This window comes from Pseudomonas sp. NPDC087817 (assembly GCF_044742875.1).
Lineage (GTDB): Bacteria > Pseudomonadota > Gammaproteobacteria > Pseudomonadales > Pseudomonadaceae > Aquipseudomonas.
Map to the genome: position 1 here is coordinate 74,715 of NZ_JBIUVJ010000016.1, position 24,940 is coordinate 99,654.

Genomic DNA, 24,940 nt, shown 5'->3' on the forward strand with positions numbered 1-24,940 from the left:
CTCCTACAGGGATCTCGGTTGTACCCGGAATTTGCGCACACCACCGAAACCTGTGGGAGCTGGCTTGCCAGCGATGGCGTCAGGTCAGTCGATATCTTTGCTGGCCTGCCCCCCCGCTATCGCGAGCAGGCTCGCTCCTACAGGGATCTCGGTTGTACCCGGAATATGTGCACACCACTGAAACCTGTGGGAGCTGGCTTGCCAGCGATGGCGTCAGGTCAGTCGAGATATTCGTTACTGAACCACCGCTATCGCGAGCAGGCTCGCTCCTACAGGGATCTCGGTTGTACCCGGAATTTGCGCACACCACTGAAACCTGTGGGAGCTGGCTTGCCAGCGATGGCGTCAGGTCAGTCGATATCTTTGCTGCCTGACCCACCGCTATCGCGAGCAGGCTCGCTCCCACAGGGGACTCTCGGTGCGGCATAGATCCAGTGTGGGAGCGAGCCTGCTCGCGAAGGGGGCGACGCGGTTTCAGCGCAATTGAAACCAAGTGGTTTTCAACTGAGTGTATTTGTCGAACGAGTGCAACGACAGGTCGCGACCGAACCCGGACTGCTTGCCACCACCGAACGGCACCGTCACGTCCAGCGCATCCACCGTATTGACCGACACCGTACCGGCCCGCAACTGCCGCGCCACTCGGTGTGCGCGGTTGAGGTCATCTGTCCACAGCGACGCCGCCAACCCATACACGCTGTCATTCGCCAGACGCACGGCCTCCTCTTCACTGTCGAACGGCACAACCGCCAGCACCGGGCCGAACACCTCGTCACGAAACAACGCCATATCGGCTTTCACGCCAGTGAAAATCGTCGGTTCGATGAAGTTGTCCGAGCCGTTGAAACGCCGTTGCTGACCGCCACATACCAGTGTCGCGCCCTGCTCTTGTGCCTGGCGAATGGCGCGCATGATGCTCGCCGTCTGCTGCTGATCGACGATGGCACCCGCGCGGCTTTGCGGATCCAGCGGATCGCCCGGCAACCAACGCTCGGCCTGCGCTTGCAGACGCTCGATAAACTCATCATGAATCGAACGTTCCACCAGCAATCGCGAGTTGGCCGAGCAGACTTCGCCCTGATTGAAGAAGATCCCGAACGCAGCTTTCTCCGCCGCCAGCTCCAGATCCCGGCAATCGGCGAAGACCAGATTGGCGCTCTTGCCGCCGCACTCCAGCCACACCTGCTTGAGGTTTGATTGCGCAGCGTACTGCATGAAATATTTGCCAACCTGCGTCGAACCGGTAAACACCAGACAATCGACATCCGCGTGCAAACCCAAGGCCTTGCCGGCCTGCTCGCCAAGCCCCGGCAGCACATTCAGCACACCCGGCGGCAGGCCCGCCTCCAGCGCAAGCTCGGCCAGACGCAAGGCCGAAAACGGGGACTGCTCGGCCGGTTTGAGGATCACCGAATTGCCCGCCGCCAGCGCTGGCGCGAGTTTCCACGCGGCCATGTCCAAAGGAAAATTCCACGGCACCACAGCGGCAACCACGCCCAGTGCTTCACGGGTGATGGTCGCCAGCACGTTGGTCGCGCTCGGCGCAACCTGGTCGTAGAGTTTGTCGATGCTTTCGGCGTACCAGCGGAACACGCCAGCGGCGCCCGGCACGTCGATGTTGTAGGCGTCCATCACCGGTTTGCCCATGTTCAGCGAGTCGAGCAGCGCCAGCTCTTCGCGATGGCTCATCAGCAAATCGGCCAGACGCAACAACACTTGCTTGCGCTCGGCCGGCGAACGTCGCGACCACACGCCCGCCTCAAATACCTGTCGGGCATTGCCCACCGCTGCGTCGACATCGGCCTCGCCGCACGCGGCAACGTTGGCCAGTAACTGGCCGGTAGCCGGGTTGATCGCGGCGAAGGTCTGCCCCGATTGCGCCGCGTAATGTTTGCCGTCGATCACGGCTTGATCGGGAAACTTCAATGCAACGGCGCGGCGCTGCCACTCTGCAAGCTCGAACACGGCGGATGCTCCTAGGGCTTTATTGTGCCGTCGATGGTCGCTCAGGCCCGCACGGGCTAAAAATAGTAAAAATGTCTTCGCAGGCAATAAAAACACTGGGCAGTGACTTCCCCCAAACGCCGCACAGGTGGCTATGGTTGAGGGATAAGAACAACGTCGCGCAGCGGACGCGGCGGCGCACAAATTGCTTGGAAGTCGAGTCCGCTCGTCCTGAGGTTTGCCGTGGCCGCCTACAATTTGCGTCAGTTGAAATACTTCATCACCACCGTCGAGTGCGGCAGCGTTGCCGAGGCTTCACGCAAGCTGTACATCGCTCAACCGGCGATCTCCACGGCGATCAAGGCGCTGGAAGACAGCTTCGCCGTGCAACTGCTGATCCGCCATCACGCGCAAGGAGTTTCCCTTACACCGAGCGGCGCGCGTTTCCTGCGCAAGGCCCAGGAACTGCTGCGCATGGCCAAGGAGTTCGAGCAGAACGCCCTCGCCGACAACGACGTGGTGGCCGGGCAGATCGACATCGGCTGTTTCGAAACCGTTGCGCCGTTGTACCTGCCGCAATTGATCGCCGGGTTTTCCGCCCTGTACCCGGGCGTGAAGATCCGCATCCGCGACGGCGAACAACAGGAACTGGTACAAGGCCTGACCTCGGGCGCATTTGACCTGGTGATCCTCTATGAACACGAACTCGACGCGACGATTCAGACCGAACCGCTGATGCCGGCGCAACGACCCTATGCGCTACTGCCGGCCGATCATCGCTTTGCCGAGTACAAGCAAGTGTCGCTGCGCGATCTGTGCCTGGAACCGATGATTCTGCTGGATGTGCAACCGAGCCGTACCTACTTCGTCAGCCTGTTCGAAGAGCTGGGCCTGACGCCGCGCATCGAGTTCAGCTCACCGTCCATCGAGATGGTGCGCGGGATGGTCGGTCAGGGGTTCGGCTTTTCGATCCTGGTTACGCGACCGCATTCGGAATGCACTTACGACGGCAAGAAGGTTGTGTGCGTGGACATCGTCGAGGACGTCACCGGTTCAGGTTTGGTGGCGGCGTGGCTCAAGCGTGGGCAACTGACCAAACCGGCGCAGTTGTTTGCTGATTATTGCCGCGAACAATTGACCGCCAAGACCGCTTAGAACCCTGGCGGAATGTAACCGGGGACATACCTTACGTTGGTGCATTTGCCATGAAGGATCCGTCCATCTTCAATCAGAAACTGCGCGATCTTCTTTTGTTGGTTGATCTTCGCCTGCAACTTGCAATCGGAACTGTGCCCGACTTGTTGATAATGCTCGGTGTACACCATGCCGTTGCCGGTATGGGTCATCGAGGTCCCGGCCGCTTCGGTGGTTGACCAGCTCGACGATTTGTACCAGGTCAGCACAGCGTAGGGCTGGCCGTCCGGACCGGTTTCCTTTTTCATCGAATCGGGTTTGCCGAACAGGTCCAGCGCTTCCTGGGCATCGCGACCTTCCCAACGGTTCTGTGCGATGGTCGAACAACCATTCAAGAGCAACACCGCCAGAATTGTCGCCAGCGGTAAACGTGTTTTCGTCCACTGTTTCATCGTGAGTCCCCTGACAGATCGCTTATTTTTTCAGCTCGAGCATGGTGTCCATGTCGTCCATCATCTGGCTCTTTTCCTGAACCGGCGCGAGCTTGAAGAACATCTGCTGCAGGGTCTGGATCATCTGCATGTATTCCATCTTGCCCAGCGTGACCATCTCGTTCTTATTACGACTGCCAGGCGTACAGGCAAACTTCAACGCTTGCTGGATCCAGAATTCTTTCGGAGCCTGCCATGTATCCGAGACTTTCAAGTGGCGCATCGTATAGGCCAGACGCTCGATCGACTGGCCGTTGATAAAACGCACCTTGCCGGCGGAGCACTGAGCTTCAAGGTTGTAGACATCGATCATCGGTTTTCCCGGCTCTTCGTAAACCAGGGTCACCGCAACCATCGTCGCGCCTTTGGTTTTTTGCGATGGCACCACTGACGTGGCATCGGCGACATACATGATGTTTTTATGCGCAACACCGTTGCCGTAGATGATCCACCAGTCGCCAACAGGATTGGATTGTTCGGCGCTGACCGAAGTGGAGGCGGCCAGCAGCGCAGCCGACAAGAAGGATAACTTCTTGAACTTGAAGAGTGATGACATAGGGCGATTCCGTTCCTTGGCGGCAGCTTGCAAGGCAGCAGGTCTGCTTATTGTTCAAGCCGCGACTTTAGGAGGGCAAACAAACAAGGGCAATTAGGGCGGATGTGCTAGTGGCGCACCGCCATGAGCTCTAAATCGCCAGGATCGCAAGTTGCGATCCTGCGCTCCTCAGGTGCCGCGTGGTTTAGCCCGCGCGGTGGCCTCGGCTACCAACGGATCATCCGGCCAGTAATGCTTCGGGTAGCGCCCTTTCAAATCCTTCTTCACCTCGGCATAGGTGCTGCGCCAGAAGTTGGCCAGATCCTGCGTTACCTGCACCGGACGCCGCGCAGGCGATAACAGGTGCAGCTTGACCACTTGCCGGCCGCCAGCGATTCGCGGGGTCTCGGCCAGGCCGAACAACTCCTGCAATCGCACAGCCAGAATCGGTGGGAACTCGCTGTAATCCAGACGAATCGACGACCCCGACGGCACGCTCAGATGATGCGGCGCTAACTCCTCCAGGCGTTGCGGCAGTGGCCACGGCAGCAGGTTGCGCACGATGCTCGACAGATCGAGGTTGGCAAAATGACTGAGTCGCGAGACCTTGCCCAGATACGGCATCAGCCAGTCTTCAAGGGTTTTCAGCAGCGTTGCGTCGCTGACATCCGGCCATTGACTGTCATCCTGATTCGTCAGATCGAGCTGGCGCAACAACGCCACCCGCGCCTGCCACTGGCGCAGTTCCGGTGTCCATGGCAGCAGCTCCAGACCTTTGCGCCGCACCAGATTGACCAGCGCCTGACTGCGTGCGGCTTCATCGAGACCGGTCAATGGTTCGCGACTCAAGATCAGCTCACCGACCTTGCGCTGACGCTCGGCGCGCAGCACGCCTTCGCGCTCGTCCCAGTCCAGTTGATCGACGTTGCGCACCTGCTCGGCGAGCACGGAATCGAACAGCGCCGGATCGAAATCCGCCGCCAGATAAATCCGTTCCTCGCGCTGGCCCTGACGGCTGCCGAGGTCGGCAATGACGATCCATGGCTCTTTCATCAGGCTGTCGGCCTCAGCGAACAGCGCAGCACGACCGTTGGCCAATCGATATTCGGCACCACCGGCACGCCGCTGTTGCGCGACGCGATCCGGGTAAGCCAGCGCCAGCAACGCGCCGAGCCAGCGCGGATGATCGGGATCGCTGACCGGCTCGCTCGCCTTGCCGCGCAGGTAACCGCGATATTGCCGCGCCAGTTGCCGGGCGCGCTGCACACCACCCTGCGCGCCACGGGCAGCGCGCTCCTCGCCAGACAGCAGCATCAGGCGACTGTGCAAATCCGCCCCGGCGCCGCGCAAGATATCGCGCTCGCCGAGCAATGCAGCAACGTCGCACGCCATGTTGGCCAGGCCCAACGCCTGACCGCGCAGCAACAAATGGCCGATGCGCGGGTGCGCCGGCAATTCAGCCATGGCCTGACCATGAGTTGTCAGCGCTTCGCCTTCCAGCGCGCCGAGCCGCTGCAGCAAATCCTGCGCCTGTGCATAAGCCGCTGCTGGCGGCACATCCAGCCAGACCAGTTCGCCCGGCGTCACGCCCCAGCGCCCGAGTTGCAACGCCAGGCTGGCCAGATCCGCCGAAAGAATTTCCGCGCTGCCATACGCCGCCAGTTGTTCGTGCTGATCCTGCGACCACAGGCGATAGCAAACGCCCGGTTCCAGTCGCCCTGCCCGACCGGCACGCTGGGTGGCGCTGGCCTTGGAAATCCGCTGGGTATCCAGACGCGTCATGCCGCTGCCGGGATCGAAACGCGGGACCCGCGCCAACCCGGCGTCGATGACCACGCGCACACCGTTGATGGTCAAACTGGTCTCGGCGATGTTGGTCGCCAGCACCACTTTGCGCTGACCGGCCGGTGCCGGATCGATGGCGGCACGCTGGGCGTTGAGGTCGAGTTCACCGTGCAACGGGCAGAGCAAGACGTCTTTGCGCTCACCGATGGCGTCGGCCAGTTGTTGATGGACACGACGGATTTCCGCCTGCCCCGGCAGAAACACCAAGAGGCTGCCGGTCTCGTCGTGCAGGGCTTCGAGTACGGTTTGTGTCACGCGCTGATCGATGTATTCGCCGGGCTGGAACGGACGGCCCCAGCGCATCGTCACCGGATACATGCGCCCTTCGCTGCGCAGGATGGGCGCTTCATCAAGCAACCCGGCCAGGCGTTCACCCTCGAGGGTGGCGGACATCAGCAAAATCTTCAGCGGCTGTTCAGCTCGAAACAGCTCGCGACCGTTCAGACTCAGGGCCAGCGCCAGATCGGCGTCGAGACTGCGTTCGTGAAATTCGTCGAAGATCAGCAGACCCACGCCTTCCAGTGCCGGATCATCCTGCAAGCGCCGGGTGAGAATGCCTTCGGTGACCACTTCGATGCGGGTGTTGGGGCCGACCTTGCTGTCGAGGCGGATGCGATAACCGACGGTTTCACCGACCTTCTCGCCGAGTTCACTGGCCAGTCGTTCCGCAGCAGCACGCGCAGCGAGACGGCGCGGTTCGAGCATCAGAATGGTTTGCCCCGCCAGCCACGCTTCATTGAGCAAAGCCAAGGGCACGCGGGTGGTTTTACCGGCGCCGGGCGGTGCTTCGAGCACGGCTTCGTGGCGTGTCGCGAGCGCTTCACGCAGGGCGGGTAAAACTTCATCGATCGGCAGCGAATTCATACTGGCTCCAAAACAGAGCCGCGAGTATAACGGCGAACTGCTTGGCGTTCGTCAGGGTCTTAACTTCACAAGACGAAGCTTCGTTATCAGATGACTCAGGAGATTTTCCATGCGCTTACCTTTTCGCCTGATCGGCGGTGTACTGGTCGCCACCCTGCTCACCCAAATCACCGCGTGCGGTTCGATTTTCTACCCGGATCGTCGCGGCCAGATCGACGGCAAGATCGATCCGGCGATTGCCGTGCTCGATGCCGTGGGCCTGCTGTTCTACGTTATTCCCGGCCTGATCGCGTTTGCCGTCGACTTCGCCACGGGGGCGATCTATTTCGAACCAGGGCACACCGCGCAGATCGATCCGGCCAAGCTCAAGCAAGCCATCGGCCCGGATGGTCAGGTCGATAACATGAAGTTGCAGGCTATTCTCGAATCTGAACTGGGCCGCAATCTGCCGCTGGATGATCCGCGCCTGATCCAGCACAAAGGCAGCACTCAACAACTGGCGATGTTCGGCCTGCAACCTGCCGCATAAGGAATCAAAAACTTCATGACCTCCAGCCCCGAACACGCCCGCCTGCTGCGGTTGGCGACACGCGCCTCGGTGGCGGTGGCCTGTACGCTGATCATCGCCAAAGCCATCGCCTGGTGGCTGAGCGGTTCGGTGAGCATGCTCGCCGGCCTCACCGACTCGGCGCTCGATGGCATTGCTTCGTTGCTCAATCTGCTGGCGGTGCATTACGCACTGCGCCCGGCGGATGACGATCACCGTTATGGTCATGGCAAGGCGGAATCGCTGGCGGGCATGGCGCAGGCTTTGTTCATTGGCGGCAGTGCGGTGTTGATCGCGTTTCAGGCTTATGAGCGACTGCATGATCCGCAACCGCTTGGCGCGCCATGGCTGAGCATCGGCGTGATTGTGTTTTCGCTGTTGCTGACGGCGGCGCTGCTGATGTTGCAACATCGGGTGATCAAGCAGACCGGTTCCAACGCCGTGCGCGCCGATTCGCTGCATTACCGCTCGGACATGTTGCTCAACGGCAGCATTCTGATTGCGCTGGTGTTGGCCGGGTTTGGTTTTGAGCAACTCGACGCGTGGTTCGGCCTGGGCATCGCTGGCTACATTTTGTGGAGTGCGCTCCAGATCGCCCGGGAAAGTTTTTCGGTGTTGATGGATGAAGAGCTACCAACCGACGTCAGCCAGCACATGCTCGAACTGGCGTGCAGCGTGCCGGGGGTGCTGGGCGCGCATGACTTGCGCACGCGGATTTCCGGCAACCACTGGTTCGTGCAGTTGCATCTGGAGCTGCCGGGGGAATTGACCCTGTCAGTCGCGCACGGCATCAGCGATCAGGCGGCCGATGCCATTCACAAAGCCTACCCACGGGCCGAAGTGCTGGTGCACGCCGACCCGCAGGAAGTGGTCAAGGCTGAACGGACGCAAACCCGGCTTCAGTAACTCACCTGATAACCGCGACTGCTCAGGCAATTGCCCTGGGCCTGACGGTACGCCTGCACCACTTCGGGCGCCGGTTGATAAGTCGCAGTACGCGGATCGAAACCGCTTTGCTGCACGGCGTATTGATAGCACTGATAACCGTCCTGCTGCACCTGCTCCGGTGATTGCCCGTTGGCCGGATAGGCTTCGACGTCATAACCCTGGGATTGCGGTTGCGGTTGTTGCTGCACTGGCGGCTCGACCACCACGTAATCCTGCGTCGCTTCCTGATAGGCGTAGTAGGAACCGGCCGCTAGAAACAACAGCGATCCACCGATCCAGACTTCACGGGCGTAGTCCGGCAAGTACTGAGTGCGGATACCCCGTGGCGGCTGCACGACGATGTAACGCGGGCCTTGCGGACGGTACCAGTAACCACCGGAATAGAAGTAATCCTGGCCACGATACGGCACGCGATAGTCGCGATCCGGGAAGCGGTCGATCACATGCCCCGGCCGATATTGCGGCCCCGGGCCCCAACCGTTGCCACGCCCGTCCGGACGCCCCGGCCAGCGAGTGTCATTGGGCCGGTTGTTGGTTTGCCAATGCTGGTTGTTGTAGCCGTTCTGCGGACGCTCGTCGCGGTAGTAGCCCTGACGCGGCTCCTGGGTCTGGCGCACGGCATCGGGCCGTGGCTGGATCGGCAGGCTATTGGCCGGCAATTGCGGCGGCGGTGGCGGCTGACGTACCGGATTCGGGTTGTAGGCCGGACGGCTCTGATCGTGGTTCTGCCATTGGCCGTTATTGTTGTGCTGCTGGCCGTTGTGCTCGAACTGACGACTGTTGTCGCCACGAATGATCTCGTTGTTCTGCGGACGTGGCTGATTCTGCGGCGGCGGATTATTCTGCGGGCGCGGCTGATTGTTGCCGCCATGACCCTGATTGTTGCCCTGATGGTCCTGACCGTGGCCACCGCCCTCCGGTCCACGACTTTGTGGATCATCGGCAAGTGCTTGCACACTGACACTCACACACAGCAAACCAACACTGGCCAGATGCCAGATGCGCGACTTCATGAAATTCCTCACTGTGGCTGGCGGCCTGTCATCAAGAGGGGCCTGTAGCTAAGACCGGGAATGTACAGGCCCGGTTCTGCAACAGGTTATCAGTCACGAAACTTATTTATTGAGGACGGCGGCGCATCGCGGCAAAAATCGCAGGCAAGAAAAAAGGGAGACCCGTCGGCCTCCCTTCTAGAGAACTTCGTCCTGGCTCGACGCTTTTGACGTCGGCTCACCTCACGCCGTCTTCTGGACAGTGTGCAGCTCGGGGGCCGGCACAACCCCGGTGGGGGTGGCGGCCGCGGCGGGCCTGATAGGCGGGCCGCAGTGGACTGTGTTACCGAGCAGTGATTCTGGTGATAAGAATAGGCCCGCGGCCACGACAGATGATTGCGAAGATTGCTGAAATAAACACCACTTGCGCAATTTTTAACCCTGGATAGATAATCCGCCGCAATAGTTACAACCAAGGACAGATTGATGAGCAAACTCGACCGTTACGACTTGAGCATTTTGGCGGAATTGCAGCGCGATGCCCGCATCTCCAACCAGGAGCTGGCCGAGCGCATCGGTCTGTCGCCGTCGCCATGCTCGCGCCGGGTCAAGCAACTGGAGGATGACGGCTATATCTCCCGTCAGGTGGCCTTGCTCGATCGCAAGATGCTTGGCCTGAGCCTGACCGCGTATGTGCTGATCGGCATGGACCGGCACACGCCGGAGCGCTTCGAGAATTTCGAGGCGGCTATCCGTACGTTGCCGCAGGTGCTGGAGTGCAGCCTAGTGACGGGCGTGGATGCTGACTATCAGTTGAAGGTGGTGGTGCCGGACATGGATCACTATCAGAAGCTGTTGCTCGGGCATTTGACCAGGATTGAGGGCGTGACCAGTGTGCGTTCGAGTTTTGTGCTGAATCAGGTGTTGAACAGCACTGAACTGCCCTTGACCCACCTGCGTAGCTGAAATCGTCTTCGCGAGCAGGCTCGCTCCCACAGGGGAATGCATTCCAAATGTGGGAGCGAGCCTGCTCGCGAAGAGGCCGGTACAGGCACCTTATAACTGCGGCACACCGACGCAGGTCAATGCGGCTATGCCACCCTCGGCGTATAATCCCCGCCGCCCTTCCTGCCCCGCCTACGCCGGAGATGACCGATGGATCCAGCAGTATTTGAAGAATGGATGATGACTGGCCTGGTCAGCATCCTGATCATTTTCATGGGTTTCATCGTCTGGGATCTGGCGAAGAAGTCCAAGGCCGGGCGCTTTGGCTCGTTCATTCTGTTTTTCGTGCTGGGCCTGGGCGTGGCCGCGTTCATCATTAAAAGCGTGGTGATCGGCCTGATCGAGTCCGGCGCTCTATAAGCGCGCCGGCACTTCTTTCCACTGGCCCTGATCGAGCCCTTCGATTGTCCAGTCACCAATCCTGACCCGCACCAGTCGCAAGGTCGGCAGCCCGACAGCCGCCGTCATCCGGCGAACCTGACGGTTGCGCCCCTCGCGAATCACCAATTCCAGCCATGAGGTCGGCACGGTCATGCGAAAACGTACCGGCGGGTTGCGTGGCCACAACTCGGGTTCGTCCAATTGCCGCGCTTCAGCGGGCAAGGTCATGCCGTCATTCAGTTCGACACCGTCGCGCAAACGCTGCAATTGCTCGACCGTCGGCACGCCTTCAACCTGCACCCAATACGTCTTGGCCAATTTGTGTTTGGGGTCGGCAATCCGCGCCTGCAACTGCCCGTCATTGGTCAGCAGCAGCAAACCTTCGCTGTCGCGATCAAGGCGTCCGGCCGGATAGATGCCGGGCACATCAATGTAATCCTTGAGCGTCGCCCGCCCTTCACCGTCGCTGAATTGCGTCAGCACATCGAACGGTTTGTTGAACAGGATCAGCTTCGGCTCGGCCGGTGGCGCTTTGGCGACACGGCGCGGGGAAGACGTTTGAGGCTTCGTGCCAGGGCGGCGGGAAGGTGGACGCGGGGGACGGGACATGGCGAATAGAACATCTAACGATCGGGGCTGACAATGCTAGTGCCCCGACCGCCAAATGACCACGACTAACCGTTAACGGAACGGCGGCTCGTCGAAGCTGCGCAGTTTGCGCGAGTGCAGCGAGTTGAGTTCGGTACGCAGCAGGTCCACCGCCTCGATGCCGATCTTCAAGTGCTGGCTGACCGCGCGCTCGTAGAACGCGTTGGCCGAACCCGGCAGCTTGATTTCACTGTGCAACGGTTTGTCCGAAACACACAGCAACGTGCCGTACGGCACCCGCAGGCGATAACCCTGAGCGGCAATGGTGCCGCTTTCCATGTCCACCGCGACAGCGCGCGACAGGTTGATCAGCGGACGTTCCTGCGCCCAGCGCAGTTCCCAGTTACGGTCGTCGTAAGTCAGCACGGTGCCGGTGCGCAGGCGTTTTTTCAGGTCGTCGCCCTTCTCGCCGGTGATATTGGCTGCGGCTTGTTGCAGCGCCATCTGCACCTCGGCCAGCGCCGGGATCGGAATGTTCGGCGGCACCACGCGGTCGAGAATCCCGTCGCGACGCATGTAGGCGTGCGCCAGCACGTAGTCGCCGATGGTCTGCGACTGACGCAGGCCGCCACAGTGACCGATCATCAGCCAGCAATGCGGACGCAGTACCGCCAAATGGTCGGTGATGTTCTTGGCGTTGGACGGGCCGACACCGATGTTCACCAGGGTCACGCCGTGGCCATCGCTGGCGATCAGGTGATAGGCCGGCATCTGATAACGGTGCCAGACCACACCGGCGGCAATCGCCGAAGCCTCGCCGTGATCCATGCCCTTCTCGATGATCACGTTGCCCGGCAACACCATGCGCACGAAACGCGGGTCGTTGCGCAGTTGTTCCAGGCCATGGACGATGAACTGGTCGACGTAGCGGTGATAGTTGGTCAGCAGAATCCACGGCTGCACATGACGCCAGTCGCTGCCGGTGTAGTGCACCAGTCGGCGCAACGAGAAATCGACGCGCGCCGCATCGAACAGCGCCAGCGGCAGCGGATCGGTGTTTTCCCAGTCGTAGAGGCCGTCGGCGATGCCATCGGTGGCCGCCGACAGGTCGGTACTCGGGAACACCCGCGCCAGCACCGCAGCGGTGACGCCGGAGCCGGCCAGCTCATCGCCCTGCTCGACCACGTACGGATATGGAATGTTCTGCTGACTGACACCGACTTCCACGGTCACGGTGAAGTCGTGCATCAACGGCACCAACTGTTCCAGCAAGTATTTGCGGAACGCTTTCGGATGGGTAACGGTGACGCTGTAAGTGCCCGGCAGTTGCACCTTGGCGTAGGCGCGGGTGGTCTGCGGGACTTCGCCCTGGCAATGGTAGGTCAGACGCAATTCGGGATAACGGAACAGAGCACGCTGCTCGGCGTCGGGCTCGACGCGATCCTTGAGGTAACGCTTGAGTGCGGAATTCAGTGCGGTGGTGGCCTGCTCATGCAGCTCGGCCAGACGATCCACGGCTTGTTCGGCGGTTTGAACGACAATAAACGCTTCGGTCACGATCAGCTTCCTGTGTTCTGACTTGCAGAGCTTCATCTTGCCTGCATCGTGGCGTCACGGGAACAGTGGCGTAATGGGTGTACCCAAATCTTTCAGGCAACTCGAATACCTGTGGGAGCTGGCTTGCCAGCGATGAGGCCGTCTCATTCAACATCAATGTTGACTGACAGGCCGCCATCGCTGGCAAGCCAGCTCCCACAGGGTTTTGTGGTGTTGGGGGGATTGAGGTCAGAAGCCTTGCGGGGTCGAGCGGGCGACGATGGCTTCGACGTCAAGGCCGCGCGGCAACGTGCCATAGACCCGACCGCTGCCGTTCAGGCGACTGGCAATAAAGGCATCACTCACCGCCGAATTCCCCGCCTCCAGCAACAATTTGGCCTGAAGGCCCAGCGCAATGTCCTCGGTCAACTGCCGCGCCCGATACTGAATGTCGCTGGTGTCCTTGAAGGCCGCCTGCAACTGCTGGATATGCGCGGCAATCCGTTTGTCGCCATGCCCGTCACCGAGTTCGCTGAACAGTACATCCAGCACGCCCGGTTCTTTCGACAGTGCGCGCAACACGTCCAGACACTGCACGTTGCCCGAACCTTCCCACGTCGAATTCACCGGCGCCTCGCGGTACAGGCGCGGCAGGATGCTCTCTTCAACGTACCCCGCGCCGCCCATGCATTCGGCCGCTTCGTTGATCATTCCCGGCGCACGTTTGCAGATCCAGTATTTGCCCACCGCCGTTACCAGCCGGGCGAATTGTGCTTCGTGGCGATCATCCAGATGATCCAGCGCCTTGCCCATGCGCAGGCTCAGCGCCAGCGCCGCTTCACTTTCCAGCGCCAGATCGGCCAGCACGTTTTGCATCAGTGGCTGCTCGCTGAGCAGTTTGCCGCCAACCTTGCGGTGTGCGCAGTGATGGCTGGCCTGGGTCAGCGCCTGGCGCATCAACGAACTGGAGCCGACCATGCAATCGAAACGGGTCATCGCGACCATTTCGATAATCGTCGGTACGCCGCGCCCTTCTTCGCCGACCATCCACGCCAGCGCGCCACGGAATTCCACTTCGCTGGACGCGTTGGACTGGTTGCCGAGTTTGTTTTTCAGGCGCTGGATGTAGAACTGATTGCGCGTGTCATCGGGACGATGGCGTGGCAGCAGGAAACAGGTCAGGCCCTTGTCGGTCTGCGCCAGCGTCAGGAACGCATCGCACATCGGCGCCGAGCAGAACCACTTGTGCCCGACCAGTTCATAGGCCTGACCCGGACCGCTGGCGCCCACCGGATAAGCCTTGGTGGTATTGGCGCGCACGTCGGTGCCGCCCTGTTTCTCGGTCATCGCCATGCCGATAGTGACGCCGGCCTTGTGCGCCATGCCGACATTACGCGGGTCGTATTCGCTGGCGAGGACTTTCGGCAACCACTGCTCGGCCAGATCCGCCTGCAAACGCAGGGCCGGGACACTGGCGAAGGTCATGGTCAACGGGCAACCGCTGCCAGCCTCAGCCTGACTGTGCAGATAACTCATGGACGCGCGGGCGACATGCGCGCCGTCCTGCGGATGGGTCCAGGGCAATGAGGTCAGGCCATGCTCGATCGCGGTTCGCATCAACTCGTGGTAGGCAGGATGAAACTCCACCAGATCGATGCGATGTCCAAAACGATCATGGCTGGCGAACACCGGTTTGTTCTGATTGGCCAAGAACCCGGCCTCCATCAACGGCCCGCCGGCCAGCGCGCCGTAAGCATCGATCCGCGACTCGGCCCAACCGGCGCCAAACCTGCGCGACCACTCCTGCAAGGGCAGGTCGATGCGATAGAGGTTGGTGCCGTCCAGCGACGGCGGCTGGTTGGTGACTTCGTGGGTTTCGGCGAACTGATGCAGGTTCATGACGGGTTCCTTCTTCAGCGAGAAGGTCAGTTAAGCACCGCCCTCACACTGAACAAAGTGTCATATCCGCCGAATTTGCGGCGCTTTTACCCTATCAACCGCACAAAACCCGCCGCTCCAGCGCGGACTGCAAATCCTCGAATTTCACCGGTTTGTTCAGGTAATCGATCACCGTGCCTGTGGCGCAGACTTCGCGATCCGCGCCCAGTGCGAGCATGAACACCGGGAGGTGAGCGCAGCCCGGCAAAGCGTGAATCTGGCAGCACAACGACGCGCCGTCGGGGGCCGGCAACTGACAATCGATCAGTACCGCATCGACGATTTCGCGTTGCAGGTAATCGAGCGCCGCCGCGCCGTTGTCAGCGGTGCGCACGCGGAAACCGAGTTTGAGCAACATGCCGCGCATCACCAGTTGGTTGACGCTGTTGTCATCCACCAGCAGCACCGTGCAGTCCTGCGGGGCGCGCAGGCAATCACGCGAAGGCGCGGGTATTGGTGCGGGTTCGACCACCGGCAGGTCGAACTCGACGTCCAGCTGGAAGCGACTGCCACGCCCCGGCTCGGAGCGGTGAGTCAGTTTGCCGCCAAGCAGTTCGACCAATTGTCGGCAGATCGCCAGACCGACACCCAGGCCGCCGTACTCGCGGGTCATCGAACCGTCGAGCTGGAAGAAACGCTGGTACATGGTTGCCTCGCCGAGATCGGTAAAACCAATGCCGGTGTCGATCACCGCAAACGACAGCGCCAGACGATTATCCGTCGACGGCTTGCCAGTAACCCGCAGCGCCAGACCACCGACGCGGGTGAATTTGATCGCGTTGTCGAGCAGGCATTCCAGGCATTGCGCGAGTTTCGCGCTGTCGCCGTGCAAACGGTCCGGGAGGGTCGGCAATACGTCGACCTTGAAGTCCAGCGACTTGCTGCTGGCGTTGCCATCGAACTGCACGCGCAAGGCTTCGACCACACCGCGCAAACTGAAACTGCCCGGCGATGCCTTGAGCTTGCCAGCCTGCAATTCGGTGAGGGTGAGGATGCCGTTGACCATGCGCATCATGTCGCGAGCGGAACCGGCGGCGGTCTGTTGATATTGCTCAAGCTCGGGATCCAGTTCGACGGTCTGCATCAGTTCCAGCGAACCGATCACGCCGTTCATCGGCGTACGCAGTTCGTGGGTCAGGGTAGCGAGGAATTCGTCCTTGAGCTTGTTGCTGTGGGCCAGTTGCTGGTTGAGCACTTCAAGTTTCTGCCCGGCGTCGTACAGCGTCTGCGCCTGCTGTTCGCGCATGGCGTTAATGCGGTCGGCCAGTGCCAGCGACAGCAGCGCCACTTCGATGGCCGAGCCGATCTGGCTGGCGTACATGGTCAGGAACACGTTCGGCAGCAACCCGAGCACCATCAGCGTATTGATCACACCACCGAGCAGGAACGCCGACCAGGCGATGATGAAATAGCGCGCCACGCGCAGGCCGCGCCACCAGGCGAGAATCCCGGCGGCGAAGATCACCACGGTGAAGGTCAACGCCAGTGTTGTCGCCAGGCGCAGGGCCAGGGCGTAACTGGTCATCAGCGACAGACCTATGACCAGAGCGCCAAACGCAATCAGGCCGATCAGTAAACGGTCGAGCCAGGGGCTGTGGGTCTTGGTTTGCAAAAAGCTGCGGGCGAACTGGCTGCCGAAAAGGCCGGCGCAACCGATGAAGAATGGCGTTGCGGCGTTGGCCCACCAGGGGTTGTTCGGCCAGAAATACTCGACCGCCGCGCCGTTTACCGACAATTGATAGAGGCCGAACGAGGCGATATAGAAGATGTAATAGAGGTAACTGGTGTCGCGCACACTCAGGTAGATGAAGAGGTTGTAGACCAGCATCCCCAGCAGCACACCATAAATGATGCCCAGCACGTACAGGCGCACTGGTTGGTCTTCGAGATAGGCGGTGCTGGACCACAACGTTACCGGCGCCTGGATCGAGCCTTCACTGGCCAGTCGCAGGTAGACGGTCTGTTTTTGATCAGGTTCGAAGGCCAGGTCGAACAGGTAATTGTTCTGGCTGATCTCGCGACTGGCGAACGGCAAGGCGTCACCGGTTTGCCGAATCAGACGATAGTCGCCATTGGCATCGGGCAGATACAGATCGAGGTGATCGAGCGGTGGATAAGCCAGTTCCAGCAGCCAGCTGCGCTGGGCGGCCGGGTTGCTCGGGCGGTAATGCAGGTCGATTTTCAGCCAGAACGCCGAACGCGAGTACCCGGCATTGAGCGTGGCTTTATCGTGGGCTTTGAAATTGCCGGCAGCAGCCTGCGCACGGACATCGGCAATGCTCGCCTGACCGCTCGGGTCTTCGAACACTTGCAGCGACCGGCCCAAAGGGAGGCTCTGGGTGAATTCGTCGAATTCGACGGCGCTCGCCATGAGGGGCAAGCAGAACAACAACATCAGCAAATAGCGCATTGAAGCCCCAGCGTGGCTCGTCCGGTTGTGTCAGGAAGCCCCCCATTCCCTTTGAGTAGACGTAAAACCGGTATTACCTGTTATTGGTTTGGATCCAGACTAGCATAGCCGTTGATGGCCATTGAGCACCATCGAAATTTTTCATACAAAGGCTCTAGAACGGGCGTTTCAGAGCAAAGCAGCGGGCTAGAGCTGTTGAGTTGGTCAACTCACTACAACGGCGGATGTTGTGAATACCTCTGTGGCGAGGGGATTTATCCCCGATGGGTCGCAAAGCGGCCCCAAACCATGCAACCAGATTCTTTCAGACATGCTTCCTGGAATGGATTTGCGACTGCTTCGCAGCGCATCGGGGATAAATCCCCTCGCCACAATTGCTACCCGACTAATGGCCGCAATGTGTCAGACAATCTCTAGCCAAACGCTTTCAGGACTGAACCCGAAAATCAGCTTTGGTGGTAAGCTCGCGCACCATGAATATCTACAGCTCCCGCCCCGTTGTCCTCTGTCTCTCCGGCCACGACCCCAGTGGTGGCGCCGGCTTGCAGGCAGATATCGAAGCCCTGCTCGCGCAGGGTTGTCATGCGGCTCCGGCCGTCACCGCCCTGACCGTGCAAGACACCGTCAACGTCACTGACTTTCGCGTCCTCGACCGTGAGTGGGTGTTGGCCCAGGCCAATGCCGTGCTCAACGACTCCGAAGTCGCGGCGGTCAAGCTGGGCATGCTCGGTTCGCTGGAAATGGTCGACACCGTTGTCGAACTGCTCTCGGCGCACCCGCATTTGCCGGTGGTCTGCGACCCGGTGCTGCGCGCCGGTGGCGGCGGACGCCTGGGCAAGGACGAAGTCGGTTATGCGATGCGCGAGCGTCTGCTGCCACTGTCGATCATTGCCACCCCTAACCTTCCCGAAGCCCGCATCCTCGCCGAACTGCCCGAAGGCACCGCAGACGAGTGCGCTGAAAAACTCCTGCCGTTCGTCAAAAACCTGCTGATCACTGGCGGCCACGGCGACGAAACTGAAATCCACAACCGTCTGTACAGCCGCGATGGCTTGCGTGAAACCTTCTATTGCCAGCGTTTGCCGGGCAGCTACCACGGTTCCGGCTGCACGTTGGCCAGCGCTTTGGCGGGTCGTCTGGCACAAGGTGAGAATCTCGCCAGCGCCGTCCGCAGTGCACTGGATTACACCTGGCGCACCTTGCGCGATGCCGAACAACTGGGCAAAGGCCAGTTCGTACCGCGTCGCCTGCCGCTGGATTTCTGCTCGTAACGCCGTGAGGTCTGCCCGATGAAGCTACGTGGCCTGTATGCCATTACCGACAGCCAATTGCTGGCCGGCAAGTTTCTGTCTTATGTGGAGGCGGCGCTGGAAGGCGGCGTCACCCTGCTGCAATACCGCGACAAGAGCAGCGATGAGGCCCGGCGTTTGCGTGAGGCTGAAGCGCTGCGCGATCTGTGCGAGCGCTACAAGACCCAGTTGATCATCAACGATGACGCTGAGTTGGCCGCACGCCTCAACGTCGGTGTGCATCTGGGCCAGACTGACGGCCCGCTGTCGCCGACCCGCGCCCTCCTCGGTTCGAAAGCAATTATCGGTTCGACCTGTCACGCGCAAATCGCGCTGGCCGAACAAGCGGCCAAAGAAGGTGCGAGTTACGTCGCTTTCGGCCGCTTCTTCAATTCCAACACCAAGCCCGGCGTGCCGACCTGCAGCCTCGATCTGCTCGACGATGCCAAGCGCACGCTGCATCTGCCGATCTGCGCGATCGGCGGCATCACCCTCGACAACGCAGCGCCATTAGTCGCGCACGGCGTTGATCTGCTGGCCGTCGTCCATGGCCTGTTCGGCGCTGAAAGCACCGCCGAAGTGACCCGCCGCGCCCGCGCATTCAACGAATTACTGAAAGTCTGATTTGAGAGCCCGATCATGTCTCGTTCCGAAACCCTGTTTGCCAATGCCCAGAAACACATTCCCGGTGGCGTGAACTCGCCGGTCCGCGCGTTCAAGAGCGTTGGTGGCACGCCGCTGTTCTTCAAACACGCCGAAGGCGCCTACGTCACTGACGAAGACGACAAGCGTTATGTCGATTACGTCGGTTCGTGGGGTCCGATGATCCTCGGCCACAGCCACCCGGACGTGCTCGACGCCGTACGCAATCAGCTGCAACACGGCTTGTCCTACGGTGCGCCGACCGCGATGGAAACCGAGATGGCCGATCTGGTCTGCTCGCTGGTGCCGTCGATGGACATGGTGCGCATGGTCAGCTCCGGCACCGAAGCGACCATGAGCGCGATCCGTCTGGCCCGTGGCTACACCGGCCGCGACAGCATCATCAAGTTCGAAGGCTGCTACCACGGTCATTCCGACAGCCTGCTGGTCAAGGCCGGCTCCGGCGCATTGACTCAAGGCGTACCGAGTTCGGCCGGCGTGCCGGCGGCATTCGCCAAGCACACCCTGACCCTGCCGTTCAACGACATCGACGCCGTTGAAAAAATGCTCGCGGAAGTTGGCCAGGATGTGGCGTGCATCATCGTCGAGCCAGTGGCCGGCAACATGAACTGCGTGCCGCCGGCGCCGGGTTTTCTCGAAGGCCTGCGCGCGCTGTGCGACAAGCACGGCGTGGTGCTGATTTTCGACGAAGTGATGACCGGTTTCCGCGTCGCCCTCGGCGGCGCCCAGGCTTACTACGGCGTGAATCCTGACCTGACCACCTTCGGTAAGATCATCGGCGGCGGCATGCCGGTCGGCTGCTTCGGCGGCAAACGCGAAATCATGGAGCGCATCGCACCGCTGGGCCCGGTTTATCAAGCCGGCACCCTGTCCGGTAACCCGTTGGCCATGGCAGCCGGTTTGACCACTCTGCGCCTTATCAGCCGTCCGGGTTTCCACGACGAACTGACCGACTACACCACACGCCTGCTCGACGGCCTGCAACAACGTGCTGATGCTGCGGGTATCCCGTTCGTGACCACTCAGGCGGGCGGTATGTTCGGTCTGTACTTCAGCGGTGCCGACGATATCGTCACTTTTGAAGACGTGATGGCCAGCGACGCCGCGCTGTTCGGGCGTTTCTTCCACCTGATGCTGGAAGGCGGCGTGTACCTGGCGCCAAGTGCATTCGAAGCCGGTTTCACCTCGATCGCTCACGGCGATGCCGAGTTGAAAATCACGCTGGATGCGGCCGAGCGCGCCTTCGCTGCCCTGAAGTAATCGCTGCAACGCTGACGTTGGCCATTGCCAGCGTCAGCTTTCACCTACATCGACAGCCGTTTTCCGATGCCCCTGCTAAAAATCCCCCATAAAGTGGGCGATATATTCCCCGCGCAGCAGAAAAACGAGTAAAGACTTTGTAAGGTTGGCCCTGCTTATTTCATAATGCGCGCTTATTGGATCCCTCGACGGGTCCGCGTGCCCTTCAGAGGTAAGTCGATTCCCATGAACCGCACCGGCCGCACCCTTGCCTTGGGCTGCCTGTTGCTCCTTCAGCCCCTGCTCGCGCATGCACAAGCAGGCGGCAACTCGTTGTTGATCCCGGCGATGGGTCGTTGCACCCTCAATACTCAGCCGCAAGACGTCACGCAGGCACTGGCCGCCTGCCAGAAAGCGGCGGACGAAGGGGATGCGCAAGCGCAATACGAGTTGGGTGAGTTCTACTACGACGGCAAAAATGCGCCGCGCGACCTCAATCAAGCCCTGAGCTATTTCGAAAAAGCCTCGCTGCAAGGCCACGCTCAGGCGCAATTCAAGCTCGGCACCATGTTCTTCCACGGCGAAGGCGTGCAGGCCAACAATATTCAGGCGTACATCGTGCTGAAGATGGCCGCGGTCAACGGCGCCGAAGATGCGCTGGACACCGCCGACGAAGTCTCCGAAAAAATGTCCCGCGAAGACCTCGAAACCGCTACCCAGGTGCTTGGGCAAATTTTCCGTAAATACCTGATGGAATTGCAGAGCGCCGATGGGCGTACGCCGTTTTCGCCTCTTCCCTGAATTTAAGCGGAATGAGTTCTGTGGTGATTGCTCATTGTGGCGAGGGGATTTATCCCCGATCGGCTGCGCAGCAGTCGCAAATCCATTCAGCGCGGTAATTCAAGAAGATCAAAGTTGCAGGTTTTGGGGCCGCTTTGCAGCCCATCGGGGATAAATCCCCTCGCCACAAGAGCCCCTCACTCAATTCAGGTTTTACTTCTCAGGCATCGGCACCGGAAACGGCATAACGTTGCCGACAGCGCCGCGGGCTTCGCTGATTTTCGGGGTACCCAGACGTTCCACCTCGTCGATACGCACAATCGAATGCATCGGCACAAAGCTGCGCACCACGCCTTCAAACTGCGCCTTGAGCTTTTCTTCGCTCGGATCGACGACCACTTGCGTGCGCTCGCCAAAGACGAATTCTTCCACTTCCAGAAAACCCCACAGATCACTTTGATAGATCTGCTTGGCGTACATTTCGAACACCTGGCCCTGGTTGAGGAAAATCACCTTATAGATTGGAGCTTCGCGTTTGGTCATGGCGGGGGATAACATCGGGGATAAAAATGAGGGCGCAAACTATAGCATAGCCACCGGACGCACAGCGGTAGGAACCTGCGGGCTTGTTCCCTATAATGCGCGGTTCTTTGAATCACGTGATGACCCTAATCCATGGCCAAGAAGCTTTACATCGAAACCCACGGTTGCCAGATGAACGAGTACGACAGCTCGCGCATGGTCGATCTGCTGGGTGAACATCAGGCCCTGGAAGTCACCGCTCGCGCGGAAGACGCCGACGTGATTCTGCTCAACACTTGCTCGATCCGCGAGCGCGCCCAGGATCGGGTGTACTCGCAGCTCGGCCGCTGGCGCGAACTGAAACTGGCCAATCCTGAAATGGTGATTGCCGTCGGCGGTTGCGTGGCCAGCCAGGAAGGCGCGGCCATCCGCGACCGCGCTCCGTACGTCGATGTGGTATTCGGCCCACAGACCCTGCACCGCCTGCCGGAAATGATCGACGCTGCGCGCAGCACCAAACTGCCGCAAGTCGACGTGTCGTTCCCGGAAATCGAAAAATTCGACCACCTGCCCGAGCCGCGCATCGATGGCCCAAGCGCCTATGTGTCGGTGATGGAAGGCTGCAGCAAGTACTGCACGTTCTGCGTGGTGCCTTATACCCGTGGCGAAGAAGTCAGCCGGCCGTTCGACGACGTGATCGCCGAGATCATTCACCTCGCCGAAAACGGCGTGCGTGAAGTGACCCTGCTCGGGCAGAACGTCAACGGCTACCGTGGTACCACCCATGACGGGCGCCTGGCCGATCTCGCCGAGCTGATCCGCGTGGTCGCCGCCATCGATGGCATCGACCGCATCCGCTACACCACGTCGCACCCGCTGGAGTTCTCCGACAGCCTCATCCAGGCCCACGCCGACGTGCCGGAACTGGTGAAGCACCTGCACTTGCCGGTGCAGTCGGGTTCAGACCGGATTCTGGCGGCGATGAAGCGCAACCACACCGCGCTGGAGTACAAATCCAAGTTGCGCAAACTGCGCGCGGCGGTGCCGGGCATCTGCATCAGTTCGGACTTCATCGTCGGTTTCCCCGGCGAGACCGAGAAAGATTTCGAACAGACCATGAAGCTGATTGCCGACGTCGGTTTCGACTTTTCCTACTCGTTCGTTTACAGCCAGCGCCCGGGCACCCCGGCTGCCGATCTGGCGGACGACACCCCGGAAGAACTGAAGAAAGAACGCCTCAACGCGCTGCAACATCGCTTGAATCAGCAAGGTTTCGAGATCAGCCGACAAATGGTCGGTTCGATCCAGCGCATTCTGGTGACCGATTACTCGAAGAAAGACCCGGGCGAGTTGCAAGGGCGCACCGAGAATAATCGAATCGTCAACTTCCGCTGCGACAATCCAACCCTGATCGGCCAGTTCGCCGACGTGCACATCGACGCGGCGCAACCGCACTCGCTGCGCGGCTCGCTGGTCCAGTAACAAATATCAGAAGCACAGAGAAACCTGTGGGAGCTGGCTTGCCAGCGATAAGGCCATCAGCCCCGACAAATATGTCGCCTGCTGCACCGCTATCGCTGGCAAGCCAGCTCCCACAGTGGACAGCATTGTTCTTCAGAATGTACTCATCCATTTAAGAGCTTTCGCACCCAAGCCTCTGGCGTTATCCTTGATTTCATCTTAATTGCCCCAGGGCGGCTAAATACGACCTTGAACGCACCCATAGAACCACATCGTTTTATCCTCGAGCCCTTTGAGGCTCGCCGCTTCGCCAATCTGTGCGGGCAATTCGACGAGCATTTGCGCTTGATCGAACAGCGCCTGACCATCGAGATCCGCAACCGCGGAAACCAGTTCGAGCTGATCGGCGACCCCAAGCACACCACGTCTGCGGAAAATCTGATTCGTCGCCTGTACCGGGAAACCAAAGGTTCAGAGCTGTCGCCAGATACGGTTCACCTGTTCCTGCAGGAATCGGCCGTGGTCGAGCTGGACAACCACGCTCCCGCCGAAGCTTCCGTCGCCCTGCGTACCAAGAAAGGCATGATTCGCCCACGCGGCTTGAATCAATTGCGTTACGTGAAGGAAATCCTCGGCAACGATATCAACTTCGGCATCGGCCCGGCCGGTACCGGCAAGACCTATCTGGCCGTGGCTTGCGCTGTCGATGCACTGGAGCGCGAGCAGATCCGCCGCATCCTGCTGGTGCGTCCGGCAGTTGAAGCGGGTGAAAAGCTCGGCTTCCTGCCCGGCGACCTGTCGCAGAAAATCGACCCGTACCTGCGCCCGCTCTACGACGCACTCTATGAAATGCTCGGCTTCGAATACGTGGCCAAGCTGATCGAACGTCAGGTGATCGAAGTTGCGCCGCTGGCCTACATGCGCGGTCGCACGTTGAACAACAGTTTCATCATTCTCGACGAAAGTCAGAACACCACCGTCGAACAAATGAAGATGTTCCTGACCCGGATCGGCTTTGGCTCTACGGCGGTCATCACCGGTGACATCACCCAGGTCGACCTGCCGAAAGGCACCAAATCGGGTCTGCACCATGTGATCGAAGTGCTCAAGGACGTGCCGGGCATCAGCTTCACGCACTTCCAGCCCAAAGACGTAGTGCGTCACCCGCTGGTGCAGCGCATTGTCGAAGCCTACGAGCGTTTCGAGAACCGTGACGATGCGCCCAAGGACACTTCGCGAAATGCTTGAGCTAGACCTGCAAATCGCTACCGAAGCGAGCGCCCCGAGTGAAGCCGACTTCCGCCAATGGTGCGAACTGGCCCTGCGCCAACGCACCGCCGACTCGGAAATGACCATTCGTCTGGTCGACGAGGAAGAAGGGCGCGAACTCAATCACACCTGGCGTCACAAGGATTACGCGACCAACGTCCTGTCGTTCCCGGCCGAAGTACCCGACGAGTTTCTCGATATCCCGCTGCTGGGCGATCTGGTGATCTGCGTGGCCGTGGTCGAGCGCGAAGCCGCCGAACAAGGCAAGGAACTAAAGGCCCACTGGGCACATCTGGTCATTCACGGCTGCTTGCATCTGCTTGGTTACGACCATATAGATGACGAGGAAGCCGAAGAAATGGAAGCACTGGAACGCGAGTTGCTTGCTGAACTTGGGTATCCCGATCCGTACGCGGACGACGAACCCGAACCATCCCCTATCGTTACAACAAAGGATTCAGAGTAATCGCTATGAGCGAAGATCGATCGAGCAACGGGCAGAAGTCATGGCTGGGTAAATTGACCCAGGCTTTTGCCCACGAGCCGAAGAACCGTCAGG

The 24,940-nt window shown here is 60.3% G+C and carries 22 protein-coding genes and 1 pseudogene; 13 read left to right on the top strand and 10 right to left on the bottom strand.

The features are described 5' to 3' along the window. Positions 1–474: 474 nt before the first annotated feature. Positions 475–1,965 carry an aldehyde dehydrogenase gene (locus ACIONG_RS13990; protein WP_401300219.1) on the bottom strand — a complete coding sequence of 497 codons (1,491 nt, stop codon included), beginning with the start codon at positions 1,963–1,965 and terminating at the stop codon, positions 475–477. 222 nt (positions 1,966–2,187) lie between these two features. Between ACIONG_RS13990 and ACIONG_RS13995 the strand changes: the two genes are divergently transcribed. Then, entirely contained in the window at positions 2,188–3,099 is a 912-nt protein-coding gene (locus ACIONG_RS13995; protein WP_103303661.1) for a LysR family transcriptional regulator, read from the top strand. Here the strand turns inward: ACIONG_RS13995 and ACIONG_RS14000 are convergent. The 3 genes from ACIONG_RS14000 to hrpB all read right to left on the bottom strand — a co-directional run bounded on the left by ACIONG_RS14000 (position 3,096) and on the right by hrpB (position 6,813). Then, positions 3,096–3,530 (bottom strand): hypothetical protein, encoded by a 435-nt coding sequence (locus ACIONG_RS14000; protein ID WP_213026659.1) that lies wholly within the window; start codon positions 3,528–3,530, stop codon positions 3,096–3,098. The genes ACIONG_RS13995 and ACIONG_RS14000 overlap by 4 nt on opposite strands. 22 nt (positions 3,531–3,552) lie before the next feature. Continuing rightward, positions 3,553–4,158, bottom strand: coding sequence for a hypothetical protein (locus ACIONG_RS14005; RefSeq protein WP_401300224.1), 606 nt, complete (start codon positions 4,156–4,158; stop codon positions 3,553–3,555). Between the two features lie 135 nt (positions 4,159–4,293). Next, positions 4,294–6,813, bottom strand: a complete 2,520-nt coding sequence (gene hrpB / locus ACIONG_RS14010; protein WP_401300227.1) for an ATP-dependent helicase HrpB — start codon at positions 6,811–6,813, stop codon at positions 4,294–4,296. A 109-nt stretch (positions 6,814–6,922) separates the two neighbouring features. On the opposite strand from hrpB, the gene ACIONG_RS14015 reads away from it, so the two are divergent. Beyond that, the gene (locus ACIONG_RS14015; protein WP_103303665.1) at positions 6,923–7,342 is read left to right on the top strand and encodes a polyribonucleotide nucleotidyltransferase; all 420 of its coding nucleotides are present in this window, start codon (positions 6,923–6,925) and stop codon (positions 7,340–7,342) included. Positions 7,343–7,357: 15 nt separating this feature from the next. After that, the gene (locus tag ACIONG_RS14020; protein ID WP_401300231.1) at positions 7,358–8,266 is read left to right on the top strand and encodes a cation diffusion facilitator family transporter; all 909 of its coding nucleotides are present in this window, start codon (positions 7,358–7,360) and stop codon (positions 8,264–8,266) included. Here ACIONG_RS14020 and ACIONG_RS14025 read toward each other — a convergent pair. Next, the gene (locus ACIONG_RS14025; protein WP_401300234.1) at positions 8,260–9,321 is read right to left on the bottom strand and encodes a DUF6515 family protein; all 1,062 of its coding nucleotides are present in this window, start codon (positions 9,319–9,321) and stop codon (positions 8,260–8,262) included. The two genes, ACIONG_RS14020 and ACIONG_RS14025, sit on opposite strands and share 7 nt — an antisense overlap. A gap of 465 nt (positions 9,322–9,786) precedes the next feature. Between ACIONG_RS14025 and ACIONG_RS14030 the strand changes: the two genes are divergently transcribed. Further along, positions 9,787–10,266, top strand: coding sequence for an Lrp/AsnC family transcriptional regulator (locus ACIONG_RS14030; RefSeq protein WP_007909658.1), 480 nt, complete (start codon positions 9,787–9,789; stop codon positions 10,264–10,266). A 189-nt stretch (positions 10,267–10,455) separates the two neighbouring features. Beyond that, positions 10,456–10,665: a DUF2788 domain-containing protein gene (locus ACIONG_RS14035; RefSeq protein ID WP_003228500.1), complete on the top strand. Its 210-nt coding sequence runs from the start codon at positions 10,456–10,458 to the stop codon at positions 10,663–10,665. Here the strand turns inward: ACIONG_RS14035 and ACIONG_RS14040 are convergent. The 4 genes from ACIONG_RS14040 to ACIONG_RS14055 form a co-directional block, all read right to left on the bottom strand. Beyond that, entirely contained in the window at positions 10,660–11,295 is a 636-nt protein-coding gene (locus ACIONG_RS14040; protein ID WP_315445990.1) for a pseudouridine synthase, read from the bottom strand. The two genes, ACIONG_RS14035 and ACIONG_RS14040, sit on opposite strands and share 6 nt — an antisense overlap. 72 nt (positions 11,296–11,367) lie before the next feature. Beyond that, a complete protein-coding gene (amn, locus tag ACIONG_RS14045) occupies positions 11,368–12,867 on the bottom strand; it encodes an AMP nucleosidase (RefSeq protein WP_177431387.1) in 1,500 nt (499 codons plus the stop codon). 192 nt (positions 12,868–13,059) lie between these two features. Further along, positions 13,060–14,709, bottom strand: a complete 1,650-nt coding sequence (locus tag ACIONG_RS14050) for an acyl-CoA dehydrogenase family protein (RefSeq protein WP_401300238.1) — start codon at positions 14,707–14,709, stop codon at positions 13,060–13,062. A 94-nt stretch (positions 14,710–14,803) separates the two neighbouring features. After that, positions 14,804–17,158, bottom strand: a complete 2,355-nt coding sequence (locus tag ACIONG_RS14055) for a 7TM diverse intracellular signaling domain-containing protein (RefSeq protein ID WP_401300241.1) — start codon at positions 17,156–17,158, stop codon at positions 14,804–14,806. 473 nt (positions 17,159–17,631) lie between these two features. Here ACIONG_RS14055 and ACIONG_RS14060 point away from each other — a divergent pair, with 473 nt between their 5' ends. The 4 genes from ACIONG_RS14060 (at position 17,632) to ACIONG_RS14075 (ending at position 21,150) form a co-directional block, all read left to right on the top strand. Next, positions 17,632–18,429, top strand: coding sequence for a hydroxymethylpyrimidine/phosphomethylpyrimidine kinase (locus ACIONG_RS14060; protein ID WP_047303578.1), 798 nt, complete (start codon positions 17,632–17,634; stop codon positions 18,427–18,429). 18 nt (positions 18,430–18,447) lie between these two features. Then, positions 18,448–19,071: a thiamine phosphate synthase gene (gene thiE / locus ACIONG_RS14065; RefSeq protein WP_401300244.1), complete on the top strand. Its 624-nt coding sequence runs from the start codon at positions 18,448–18,450 to the stop codon at positions 19,069–19,071. A 15-nt stretch (positions 19,072–19,086) separates the two neighbouring features. After that, positions 19,087–20,370, top strand: coding sequence for a glutamate-1-semialdehyde 2,1-aminomutase (gene hemL, locus ACIONG_RS14070; RefSeq protein ID WP_315445986.1), 1,284 nt, complete (start codon positions 19,087–19,089; stop codon positions 20,368–20,370). Between the two features lie 225 nt (positions 20,371–20,595). Then, complete coding sequence (locus ACIONG_RS14075) at positions 20,596–21,150, top strand: tetratricopeptide repeat protein (protein WP_003228518.1); 555 nt, start codon at positions 20,596–20,598, stop codon at positions 21,148–21,150. 192 nt (positions 21,151–21,342) lie between these two features. Here the strand turns inward: ACIONG_RS14075 and ACIONG_RS14080 are convergent, their stop codons facing one another. Continuing rightward, a complete protein-coding gene (locus ACIONG_RS14080; protein WP_077045543.1) occupies positions 21,343–21,672 on the bottom strand; it encodes a DUF1820 family protein in 330 nt (109 codons plus the stop codon). A 132-nt stretch (positions 21,673–21,804) separates the two neighbouring features. On the opposite strand from ACIONG_RS14080, the gene miaB reads away from it, so the two are divergent. The 4 genes and pseudogenes from miaB to ACIONG_RS14100 form a co-directional block, all read left to right on the top strand. Then, positions 21,805–23,133, top strand: a complete 1,329-nt coding sequence (miaB, locus tag ACIONG_RS14085; RefSeq protein WP_103303673.1) for a tRNA (N6-isopentenyl adenosine(37)-C2)-methylthiotransferase MiaB — start codon at positions 21,805–21,807, stop codon at positions 23,131–23,133. Positions 23,134–23,361: 228 nt separating this feature from the next. Next, complete coding sequence (locus ACIONG_RS14090) at positions 23,362–24,360, top strand: PhoH family protein (protein WP_042704951.1); 999 nt, start codon at positions 23,362–23,364, stop codon at positions 24,358–24,360. Next, positions 24,353–24,847: an rRNA maturation RNase YbeY gene (gene ybeY / locus ACIONG_RS14095; RefSeq protein ID WP_103303674.1), complete on the top strand. Its 495-nt coding sequence runs from the start codon at positions 24,353–24,355 to the stop codon at positions 24,845–24,847. The genes ACIONG_RS14090 and ybeY overlap by 8 nt, the downstream gene beginning before the upstream one ends. A 5-nt stretch (positions 24,848–24,852) precedes the next feature. Next, positions 24,853–24,940 (top strand): annotated as a pseudogene (locus tag ACIONG_RS14100) (magnesium/cobalt efflux protein); the annotation flags it as partial.

Bases quoted from the DNA above. Each gene is read 5' to 3' on its own strand.
- thiE (WP_401300244.1), top strand. From the start codon at position 18,448: ATGAAGCTACGTGGCCTGTATGCCATTACCGACAGCCAATTGCTGGCC.
- ACIONG_RS14030 (WP_007909658.1), top strand. From the start codon at position 9,787: ATGAGCAAACTCGACCGTTACGACTTGAGCATTTTGGCGGAATTGCAG.
- miaB (WP_103303673.1), top strand. From the start codon at position 21,805: ATGGCCAAGAAGCTTTACATCGAAACCCACGGTTGCCAGATGAACGAG.
- ACIONG_RS14040 (WP_315445990.1), bottom strand. From the start codon at position 11,295: ATGTCCCGTCCCCCGCGTCCACCTTCCCGCCGCCCTGGCACGAAGCCT.
- ACIONG_RS14035 (WP_003228500.1), top strand. From the start codon at position 10,456: ATGGATCCAGCAGTATTTGAAGAATGGATGATGACTGGCCTGGTCAGC.
- hrpB (WP_401300227.1), bottom strand. From the start codon at position 6,813: ATGAATTCGCTGCCGATCGATGAAGTTTTACCCGCCCTGCGTGAAGCG.
- ACIONG_RS14075 (WP_003228518.1), top strand. From the start codon at position 20,596: ATGAACCGCACCGGCCGCACCCTTGCCTTGGGCTGCCTGTTGCTCCTT.
- ACIONG_RS14015 (WP_103303665.1), top strand. From the start codon at position 6,923: ATGCGCTTACCTTTTCGCCTGATCGGCGGTGTACTGGTCGCCACCCTG.
- ACIONG_RS14025 (WP_401300234.1), bottom strand. From the start codon at position 9,321: ATGAAGTCGCGCATCTGGCATCTGGCCAGTGTTGGTTTGCTGTGTGTG.
- ACIONG_RS14055 (WP_401300241.1), bottom strand. From the start codon at position 17,158: ATGCGCTATTTGCTGATGTTGTTGTTCTGCTTGCCCCTCATGGCGAGC.
- ACIONG_RS14000 (WP_213026659.1), bottom strand. From the start codon at position 3,530: ATGAAACAGTGGACGAAAACACGTTTACCGCTGGCGACAATTCTGGCG.
- ACIONG_RS14080 (WP_077045543.1), bottom strand. From the start codon at position 21,672: ATGACCAAACGCGAAGCTCCAATCTATAAGGTGATTTTCCTCAACCAG.
- amn (WP_177431387.1), bottom strand. From the start codon at position 12,867: ATGAAGCTCTGCAAGTCAGAACACAGGAAGCTGATCGTGACCGAAGCG.
- ACIONG_RS14050 (WP_401300238.1), bottom strand. From the start codon at position 14,709: ATGAACCTGCATCAGTTCGCCGAAACCCACGAAGTCACCAACCAGCCG.
- ybeY (WP_103303674.1), top strand. From the start codon at position 24,353: ATGCTTGAGCTAGACCTGCAAATCGCTACCGAAGCGAGCGCCCCGAGT.
- ACIONG_RS14060 (WP_047303578.1), top strand. From the start codon at position 17,632: ATGAATATCTACAGCTCCCGCCCCGTTGTCCTCTGTCTCTCCGGCCAC.
- ACIONG_RS14020 (WP_401300231.1), top strand. From the start codon at position 7,358: ATGACCTCCAGCCCCGAACACGCCCGCCTGCTGCGGTTGGCGACACGC.
- hemL (WP_315445986.1), top strand. From the start codon at position 19,087: ATGTCTCGTTCCGAAACCCTGTTTGCCAATGCCCAGAAACACATTCCC.